The organism is Vicinamibacteria bacterium, assembly GCA_035620555.1.
Lineage (GTDB): Bacteria > Acidobacteriota > Vicinamibacteria > Marinacidobacterales > SMYC01 > DASPGQ01.
Window position 1 is genome coordinate 1 of the sequence record DASPGQ010000468.1, and the last position, 8,948, is coordinate 8,948.

Annotated in this window: 9 protein-coding genes; 5 read left to right on the forward strand and 4 right to left on the reverse strand. The window is 65.7% G+C overall.

The window, feature by feature from the left end; all coding sequences use genetic code 11:
- The 3 genes from VEK15_18920 to VEK15_18930 all read left to right on the forward strand — a co-directional run.
- On the forward strand, window positions 1-1,854 hold a 1,854-nt coding region (locus VEK15_18920), incomplete at its 5' end, for an FtsX-like permease family protein (protein HXV62779.1).
- 159 nt (window positions 1,855-2,013) lie between these two features.
- The gene (locus VEK15_18925; GenBank protein HXV62780.1) at window positions 2,014-2,454 is read left to right on the forward strand and encodes an NIPSNAP family protein; all 441 of its coding nucleotides are present in this window, start codon (window positions 2,014-2,016) and stop codon (window positions 2,452-2,454) included.
- A 12-nt stretch (window positions 2,455-2,466) separates the two neighbouring features.
- Window positions 2,467-2,913 (forward strand): cupin domain-containing protein, encoded by a 447-nt coding sequence (locus VEK15_18930; protein HXV62781.1) that lies wholly within the window; start codon window positions 2,467-2,469, stop codon window positions 2,911-2,913.
- Window positions 2,914-2,958: 45 nt separating this feature from the next.
- Here VEK15_18930 and VEK15_18935 read toward each other — a convergent pair whose 3' ends face one another.
- Window positions 2,959-3,678: a c-type cytochrome gene (locus tag VEK15_18935; protein HXV62782.1), complete on the reverse strand. Its 720-nt coding sequence runs from the start codon at window positions 3,676-3,678 to the stop codon at window positions 2,959-2,961.
- Window positions 3,675-4,352, reverse strand: a complete 678-nt coding sequence (locus VEK15_18940; protein HXV62783.1) for a YceI family protein — start codon at window positions 4,350-4,352, stop codon at window positions 3,675-3,677. The genes VEK15_18935 and VEK15_18940 overlap by 4 nt, the downstream gene beginning before the upstream one ends.
- Window positions 4,353-4,419: 67 nt before the next feature.
- On the opposite strand from VEK15_18940, the gene VEK15_18945 reads away from it, so the two are divergent.
- On the forward strand, window positions 4,420-6,033 hold the full coding sequence (locus VEK15_18945) for a HAMP domain-containing sensor histidine kinase (GenBank protein HXV62784.1): 1,614 nt from the start codon (window positions 4,420-4,422) through the stop codon (window positions 6,031-6,033).
- The gene (locus tag VEK15_18950) at window positions 6,030-6,719 is read left to right on the forward strand and encodes a response regulator transcription factor (protein ID HXV62785.1); all 690 of its coding nucleotides are present in this window, start codon (window positions 6,030-6,032) and stop codon (window positions 6,717-6,719) included. Before VEK15_18945 ends, VEK15_18950 begins: the two co-directional genes overlap by 4 nt.
- A gap of 248 nt (window positions 6,720-6,967) precedes the next feature.
- Here VEK15_18950 and VEK15_18955 read toward each other — a convergent pair whose 3' ends face one another.
- Window positions 6,968-8,125, reverse strand: coding sequence for an AAA family ATPase (locus VEK15_18955; protein ID HXV62786.1), 1,158 nt, complete (start codon window positions 8,123-8,125; stop codon window positions 6,968-6,970).
- Between the two features lie 213 nt (window positions 8,126-8,338).
- Window positions 8,339-8,948: hypothetical protein (locus VEK15_18960; protein ID HXV62787.1), on the reverse strand; the 610-nt coding region annotated here is incomplete at its 5' end.

Here is an 8,948-nt window from a genome sequence, read left to right on the forward strand (position 1 = left end):
GATGCCGGCGTCGCCACGCACCTCGACCTCTGGGTTCCTTTCGGTCACGACCTCAAGTCGGGCCCCCGGCTCCTGTACTACCTCCGCACCGTCGGTCGCCTCCGCGAGGGCTCGACGCTGGAGCAAGCCCGTCAGGAGATCCGCGCGATCGGTGAGCAAGTGGAATCGGAGTTCGCCGAGTATCGTGACACGGGCCGCGCATTCAACGTCGTTTCTCTCAAGGGGGACGCGGTGGGTAGAGCGCGACCGGTCATTCTCGCCCTTCTCGTGGGAACGGGCCTCCTGCTTCTCATCACCTGCGCGAACGTCGCGAACCTCCTGCTCTCTCGTGCTGCGCAACGTCGAGAGGAGATGCTGCTCCGCTCCGCTTTGGGAGCATCGGGTCGCCAAATCGCTTCGCAGCTCTTGATAGAAAGCCTGGTTCTCGCGACCTTCGGCGGTCTCGGAGGCATCTTGCTCGGAAGCCTCGCGCTCCGGCCTCTCCTCGCGCTCGCGCCGAGGGGTCTGCCTCGCCCGGACGAGATCATCGCCGACCCGATCGTTCTCGGAGTCGCTTTCGGGGCCAGCCTCCTCTGCGGAGTTCTCTTCGGGCTCGCTCCCGTTCTGGCATCACGAAGACAGCAGCTCTATTCGGCGCTCCGATCGGGTGCTCCCGTCGGTGGGTTCGGCGGGAGGGGGCGCAGTCTGCTGGTGGTCGCGGAGCTCGCTCTCGCGTTCATGCTCTCCGTCGGCGCGACCCTGTGCTTCCGAACTCTCGAGCAGCTCGAGCGGGTGGACCTCGGATTCCGTACCGAAGGTGTGCTTACGATGGAGCTCACCCTCCCGCATCAGCGCTACGGATCGGGCATCGAGCTCGATAACTTCACTCGCGAGCTAGAACGCCGGGTGGGGCAGATTTCCGGTGTCGTCGCCGCGGGAGCCATCAACCAGCTCCCGCTCTCGGATCTTCCCAACTGGTCGTCGCCCTACCGGCTGCGGTCCGAGACCGAAGGCGAGGCGAACGAAGCGGATGGGCGCGTCGTATCGCCCGGCTACTTTCGCGCGGTGAGCGCGGAGCTCGTCGAGGGCCGGTTTCTGGAAGATAGCGACGATGGAGACAGCCGGCACGTCGTGGTCATCGACGACCGGCTCGCTTCGAAGGCATGGCCCGGCACGAGCCCACTCGGCGAGGAGATCGAGATCGAGGTGCGCACCGAGCAGGGATTCGTGCCCGTCTGGGCCGAGGTCGTGGGCGTCATCCGGCACATGCGCCATCACGATCCGAGGTTCGAGCTCCGCGAGCAGTTCTTCGTACCGTTCGCCCAGGGAGCACGAAACCAGATGGGGCTTGCGGTTCGAGCCAGCGGAGAGCCTCTCGACCTCGTCGCTCCCGTACGAGAAGAGCTCGCCGCCATCGACAAGGACCTCGCCGTCTCCAACGTGCGTCTTCTCGAGGACTACGCGCGTGACGCGCGCTCGGTGCATCGGTTCACGATGGTGCTCGCGGCGGGCTTTGCCGGGATGGCGCTCGTTCTCGGCAGCCTCGGTCTCTACGGTGTCGTGGGCTACGCGGTGAGCTGCCGGCAGCGCGAGATCGGCTTGCGCATGGCGCTCGGCTCGACCGCTTCGGGAATCGCGCGCTGGGTGTTGGGGCAGGGCGTTGTGCTGGTGATGGCGGGCATCGCTCTCGGGCTCATCGGTGCCCTCGCTACGGGACGGATGCTGCAGGCACTCCTGTTCGGCGTCGAATCGAGCGACCCGGCGACTCTCGTCCTCGTGCCACTGCTTCTGGCGACGGTCGCGGTCGTGGCCAGTTTTCTCCCCGCGCGACGCGCGAGTCGAGTCGACCCGGTGGTGGTGCTGCGGGCGGAGTAATCAGTCAGATCGGCCGGCGTCAGAACGGACGAGGCGGTGCGGCGTCTCCTGAACTTTCTCCATGAGGGGAGCCCCACGACGGCGGAAGCCACCGATGGTAGATCGGACATAATCCGGTCGGCGGTCTCCGCGACCGCGTTCGCGGAAGGGAGCGAGCCAATGATGAATCGAATCGAACGCCCTCTCGTTCTCGCAGCGGCCATCGGAATCGGATTCGCGCTCGGGAGCCTGGTCGGTATATTTCGAGACGTCCGGGCGCAGGGGGAGCCGCGCATCTTCGAGCTCCGCACCTACACCACTCCCGAGGGGAAACTCCCCAACTTGAACGCGCGTTTCCGCGATCACACGATGCGGATCTTCGAGAAGCACGGGATGACCAACGTCGGCTACTGGACGCCCCAGGACGCGCCCGCCTCCGAGAACACGCTCGTTTACATCCTGGCCCACCGCGACCGGGACGCGGCGGCGGCGAGCTGGCAGGCGTTCCGGGACGATCCGGAGTGGAAGAAAGTGAGCGAGGAGTCGCAGGTCGATGGCCGCATCGTGGCCAAGGTGGAGTCGATGTTCCTCAACGCCGCAGACTACTCGCCACTGAAGTGAAGGGGGGGCGATATGGGAGCAGTAGGTTTGTTGCGCAAACCCGCATGGACGCTGTGGCTTTTGGGAGTGGTGCTGCTGACGGTCCGCTGGGCGACGCACGCCCAGACCGAGCAGCGGCCCGCCGACGATCCACGCTTCACCGGAGTGTCGACCGCACTCGAGCCCGAAGGTCTCACCATCTCGCGCCGGCGCTTCGAAGCGGGGGCTCGCTCGGCCTGGCACTTCCACGATCACGGCCAGCTCCTCTTCGTGGAAGAGGGAAGGGCCCGGACCCAGAAGCGCGGCGAGCGCATGCGGGAAATGGGACCGGGTGACAGCGACTACACGCAACCGAAGGTGCAGCACTGGCACGGAGCGGCGCCCCACGAGCACTTCATCCAGGTGGCGGTCGGGTTCGGGAGCGGCATCACCTGGCTGGAGAAGACGACCGACGAGCAGTACGACGGAAAGGCGCGGTAGCTTCCGCGCGGTCGAATCGGGGATGTCCCGCTCTTCTCTCCTGGCTTACTTCTCTTTCCGCAGCTCCTCGAGCTTCGCCTTCACCCGCGGATTCTCCGGGTCGATTGCGAGAGCCCTCTCGAGCGCGGCGATCGCCTTCTCTCGCTCGCCCGCGGCGGTGTAGGCCTCGCCCTGGAGCTGATGGATCCATCCCGAGTCGGGGTTGAACTCGTCGTTTAGCTCGAGAATCACCGCCGCTTCGGCCGGCTTCCCCGCCGCCATGAGGTCCTCGGCGAGACGGTTCAACGGGACCTGGTGGAAGTCGTAGCTCGCGCTCCCGTAATGGTCCTCGCGCATCTCTCGGTACTTCGCGATCGCCGCCTGAAGCCCGGACTCCTCGATGGTGCCCGAGAGAATCGATTCGATCGGCTCCGGCCGGGAGACGCCGCGGTGACAGGTGAAGCACGAGACGTCGAGCGTCTCCGTCCGCCCGAGCCCGGCGATGTGCTCTCCGTTGATCGCCTTCACCATCTGGAGCATCCGACGCGCGACCCGTTTCGGCTCGAGGTCGTCGGAGGCGAAATCCGCGTTGGAGAAATCGGCGGCGCCGACGTGACAGTGCTCGCAGCGCACGCCGAGAGCGAACGAGAACCCCCGCATCGTCTGGACGAGTGCGCCCTTTGCTATGTCGGCGGGGAGCACCTTCAGGTTCGTGAACTCGTCCGGGATCTGTGACGCCGCCGGGACCGCGACGGCCAGTAAGAGAATCGTTCCCGCGATCTTCATCGCTCGCTCCTTTCGTTCTCCGGCTCGAGCCTCTTTCCCGGCCGAGTCCAGAGGAAGATCTCGACTTCGACGTCGTCACCGATGAAGTTCGGGAACAGTGTGTGACGCCAGTCGGAGCCGATTCCGTACTCGTTCCGATCGATCGCGATCTCGCTCGCCACGCCCACCATGGGGGCCCCCTCGTGCCAGTTGAGGCTCGTGACGCGGAACGGGAGCTCGAGCGGCCTGGTGTGCCCCCGCATCGTGAGGGTTCCCTTCGCCACATAGCCATCACCGCGGCGCTCGATGTTCTCGCTCTCGAAGAGAATCCGCGGATGGCGCGCGACGTCGAAGAAGGACTCGCCGCGGAGGTCCGCGTCTCGGTCGTCGATTCCGGTATCGATGCTGCTCGCGTCGATGTCGGCCTTCACCCTGAAGCGCGCGACCTCCTCCGCGTCGTACACGAGCTCGACGTCGAAGCGGGTGAACTTGCCCGTCACCTTCGTCATCCCGGCGGCGATGGGTACGATGAAGCCGATCGTGGTGTGATTGGGCTCGGCCTTCAGAACGAACGTCGAGGCGATCGCGACCGCGAGAGGGAGCGTCCACATGGCTCCGTCCTCCTTCGAGAGCGAGCATACCGTAGTGTTCCCATCGTGGACGTCCGCGTGTCGATAGCCTTCCGTCAGGGACACGTCAGGTCTCTGTCAGCTCTCGGTGAGGCCGGAAACGACGAGCTCGCGCGGTGCTAGACTTTCCACGATGCCGCTCTTCGGCCGCTCGCCCTATCGCCGATCGAGGAGCACCGTCCTACTCGTCCTGATTCTTCTCACGACCGGAGTGCTGGCCTGGCAGGCGCACTACGCCGTCCAGTCGCATCGGGCCGCCGCCGAGAGCGTCCTCCGCGACTACGCCGCGCTCGCCGCCGACGAGCTCGTGAGGCGGACGGCGGCGAAGATCGGCTACGAGGGGTACTACCCTCTCGTGACGGCGCTCGCCGACAACGTTCGAGCCGCTAGCGAGCTCGACGAGGGAGTCGCGGCGATTCGATCGAGCACCGATGAGAAGCTCGCCGCGGCGCTCCCGCTCGTCCGGCGGTTCTTCGCAGCCGACCCCGGGAGATCCGTGGCGTTCTCGGCCGAGACCGAGGTCCCGGGTGAGCTGTCGCATTGGCTCGCGTCGGCTCTCGGCGGCGAGCGCGGCAAGAACCAGCCCTACCTGAGCCTCCAGGGGATCGTGAACGGCGCCCCGGTGGCCGTCGTTCTTCGCGACGGCGCGCCGACAGTCGGATTCGAGGTCGATCTCGACGCCCTCGCTCCGTTCATCCGGGGCGCGTTCGAGGACCGGCCGCTCCTTCCTCCCACGCTGGGACGGGGCGAGGTCCCGAACGCCGCCGTCGCCGTCGCTCTCTCCGATCACGGCGGCGTCGAGCGCTTTCGATCCGCGGGCGTCTACGACGCGCGCTTCGGAGCGGCGTCGGTTTTCGAAGAGGAGTACGGGGGCGTGCTCCAAGGCTCGCGCGTCGTCGCGTCCATCGACCCCGCGAGCGCGTCGGCGCTCGTCATCGGAGGCCTTCCGCCGTCGCGTCTTCCCCTCCTCGCTGCGCTCCTCCTGCTCGCGGCCGCACTCATGGCCACGGTCGTCGTCGATCTGCGGCGCGAGCGCGTGCTCCAGAAGCTCCGGGGCGACTTCGTCGCGAGCGTCTCGCACGAGCTCCGCACGCCGCTCACTCAGATTCGAATGTTCGCCGAGACGCTCCTTCTCGGGAGGGTCCGCTCCGACGCCGAAGCGAGGCGCTCGCTCGAGGTCATCAACCGCGAGGTTCGCCGGCTCTCGCACCTCGTCGACAACGTCCTCCAGTTCTCCCGTGCCGAGCGAGACAGCGTCGCGCTCTCGCCCGAGTCAATCGAGCTCGAGCCCCGGGTGCGTGAAGTGATCGGTTCCTTCCAGCCCCTCGTCGACGGCACCGGTGTGCGCATCGAGACGCGCTTCCAGCCGGGCGTCGAGGCGTCGGTGGACCCCGATGCTCTCCGTCAAGTGCTCCTGAACCTCCTCGACAATGCCGTCAAGTACGGCCCGCGCAAGCAGAGCGTCGTCGTGGGAGTCGAACCGGCGAACGGGTGCGCCCGCCTCTTCGTCGAGGACGAGGGCCCTGGAATTCCACCGCGGGAGCGCGAGCTCGTCTTCGAACGCTTCTACCGGCTCGAAAGGGAGCGCACCTCCTCAGTCGCGGGCACGGGCATCGGCCTTGCCGTGGTGCGCGACCTCGTCGCGCGCCAGGGAGGGCGCGCCGTGGTTGAAGCGGGCGCCAGCGGAGGTGCGCGCATCGTCATCGAGCTCCCCTCGCCGCCCGTCGAGGAAGGCGCGCTTCCGTGACCCGCGTTCTCGTGATCGAGGACAACGAAGACCTCGCCTTCGGGCTCAGGAACAACCTCGAGATCGAAGGCTATGACGTCGAGATCGCCCCCGACGGCGATAGCGGACTAGAAAGCGCGCGCCGCCTCGAGCCCGATCTCGTCATCCTCGATCTCATGCTCCCGGGGAAGGACGGCTTTCGCATACTGCGGACGATCCGGGAAGAGGCGCTGCTGATGCCCGTTCTGATCTTGAGCGCGCGGGGCGCCGAAGAGGACAAGGTGCGGGGGCTCCGTCTGGGAGCCGACGACTACGTCACGAAGCCTTTCGGACTCCTCGAGCTCCTCGCGAGGGTCGAGGCCCTGCTGCGTAGGACGCGGTTCGGAGACGATGATCGCTCCGGCTCCGCCGCGCTCCGGTTCGGCGCCGTTTCCATCGACCCCCGGTCGCGTACGGTGCGGCGCTCGGGAGAGACCGTCGAGCTCGCGCCGAAGGAGTACGACCTCCTCATGACGCTCATGCGCGCGCGGGGCGCCGTCGTCTCGCGGAACGACCTGCTGCGACGAGTCTGGGGATACTCCGAATCCGTCGTCAGCCGGACGGTGGATACCCACATCGCCGAGCTCCGCCGCAAGCTCGAGGACGACCCCGCCTCGCCCCGGCACATCCTCACCGTGCGAAAGGCCGGCTACCGGCTCGCGATTTGAGAGTTCTGTTACCACTCGGAGGAGATACAGAAGCGGCTTCGGTCCCCGGCTAGGGATTCACCGTGAGACGGTTCGTCACCTGGTATCGCGGATTCATCGTGGCCTACGACGCGAATCTCTGAAGGATGCGATTCTCCCGCGGGGGCGGCGAACAAGAATCGGGCTCCGTCCGGATCGACCATTGCGCACTGCATGAGACTCTCCACGAGGCGTCCCCGCTCAGCAACTCGTTCTTCCGGACGATCACGTTACGAGTACTCCCCTGCCCACAGAGCCTCGAGGAAATCGGTCAGCGTTACTACCTCGACGGCGCCAGTGTGTCGGCGGCGTCGCTCGAGGCTGACGCAGAGGTAGCGCTTCAGCTTCTTTTCCTCCGCAAGAGCGTGGAGGGACCTCAGGTCCCGGGACGACACTGTTTCCTTGGCCTTGACTTCGACCGCCGTGTGGTCCCCCAGAAGGAAATCGACCTCGAAGCCGGACGCGGAGCGCCAGTGGGTGATGGGATCCGAGGACACATAGTCGCGGTAGCAGAGGAGCTCGTGGAAAAGATAGGTCTCGAAAGCTGGCCCGAATTCGTTGGTGCCAGGACGGACGAGTCGTCCCTGCAGAGCCGAAACCACCCCAACGTCGAAGAAATAGTACTTGGAAGACACGAGAGGTTTTCGCGTCCTGGACTCCTTCCAGGCGGGCACCTCATGAAGGATGAGCGTGTCCTTGAGGATCTCGAAGTACTCGTAGACCGTTGTCCGGGGTACTTGGGCGTCGTTCGCGACCTCCGTGAAGTTGACGACCGTCGCGTTCCCCAGCGCCGCCACTCGGAGAAACCGGCTGAAAGCGGGGACGTTCCGCGTGGCGCCCTCGGCTACCACTTCTTGTTGGAGATACGTCCCGGTGTAGGCGTCGAGGTCAGCCTTCGGATCGTCGGAGAAATAGATCGATGGGAGAAGTCCGCGCTCGATCGCACGGCGTAGATCGAAATGAGCCCCCAGCTCGCGCCACGACAGGGGATGGAGGTATCTTGTGCGGGCGCGTCCACCGAGGAGGTTCACTCCGCCGGCACGCAGTTTCCTCGCGCTCGATCCGGTGAGGAGGAATCGCACCCGGCGCGATTCGATGAGACGGTGCACCTCGTTCAAGATCTCGGGTAACCTCTGGATCTCGTCCACGACGATCAGGCGATCGCTCGGGCGCAGCTCCTCTTCCAGCCGACCCGGTCGCTGGCTCAGAGCGAGAAACACCGAGCTGTCCAGCAAGTCGTAGACCCTCGCCGCGGGGAGGGCGCGTCTGAGAAGGAAAGTTTTCCCCGTTTGCCGAGGCCCCAGGAGGAAGTGAGACTTCCTCGCGAGCCATCGTTTCAAGTCCGGAATGCGCTCGATGACAGGCGTTTCGTCCTGATCCCGCGACATGTCTATCGTCATATAACATACTAAATGACGAAAATATGGTCAAATAAGCCGATGAGGATGTGTCTCGGCGAAATGAGGCTGTTCGCGACGGCGCGTGGAACCCGCCGAGATCGACGCTCAAGTAAGCTTTTCATGGGCTACCGCTTCCTTGTTCCGGATCAAGGCCGTCCGTCCGATGTAGCGCATGACCTCCGCTGGAGTGAGGTCCAGGGGTCAGTCCGGGCGGGGAGCCCTCTCCTCTAGGTCCACGTTCAAGACGAGCGTCAGGGGAGTCCTCGAGCCCGAGCGCCGGGTGCGGTTCACGATGAACGTCTCGCCGTCGAGCGTGTCGAACTGGCGCGCCCGAGCCTCATCCTTTTGATCGAGGGCGAAGAGCTTCTGGGGCTGGCCGAACCGAAGGTCCTCCTGGGTTCCTGCCCCGGTCGAAGGCCGGAGCGTCACGGTCACCGCTACGAGCCAGCCGTCGGCGGTCACGTAATAGATCTCACCGCCATCGCGTCGAAATGCTGCGTGTCGGCCGCCTTCCGTCGAGACGCGCCACCGCTTTCCCGAATCCGGGAACGTTCGGACGTAGACCTCCGTCTGCCCGGTCTCGTCGGAATCGTACGCCACCAGGCGGCCGTCTTTGGAAAGGGCGACGTTTCTCTCCCTGAAGGGGGTCTCGAGAAAGGGGGACACGGAGCGTTCTGCGAGCGCCCACACCCAGATGTCGCCGCTCCGCTCCACGAAGAGCACCCCATCGGGCGACCACGCGGACGAGTTCGCGTCGATCTCGAGCTCTTCATCCGGGCCGCCGCCCTCAGCCGCTCGGGTGCGAATGACT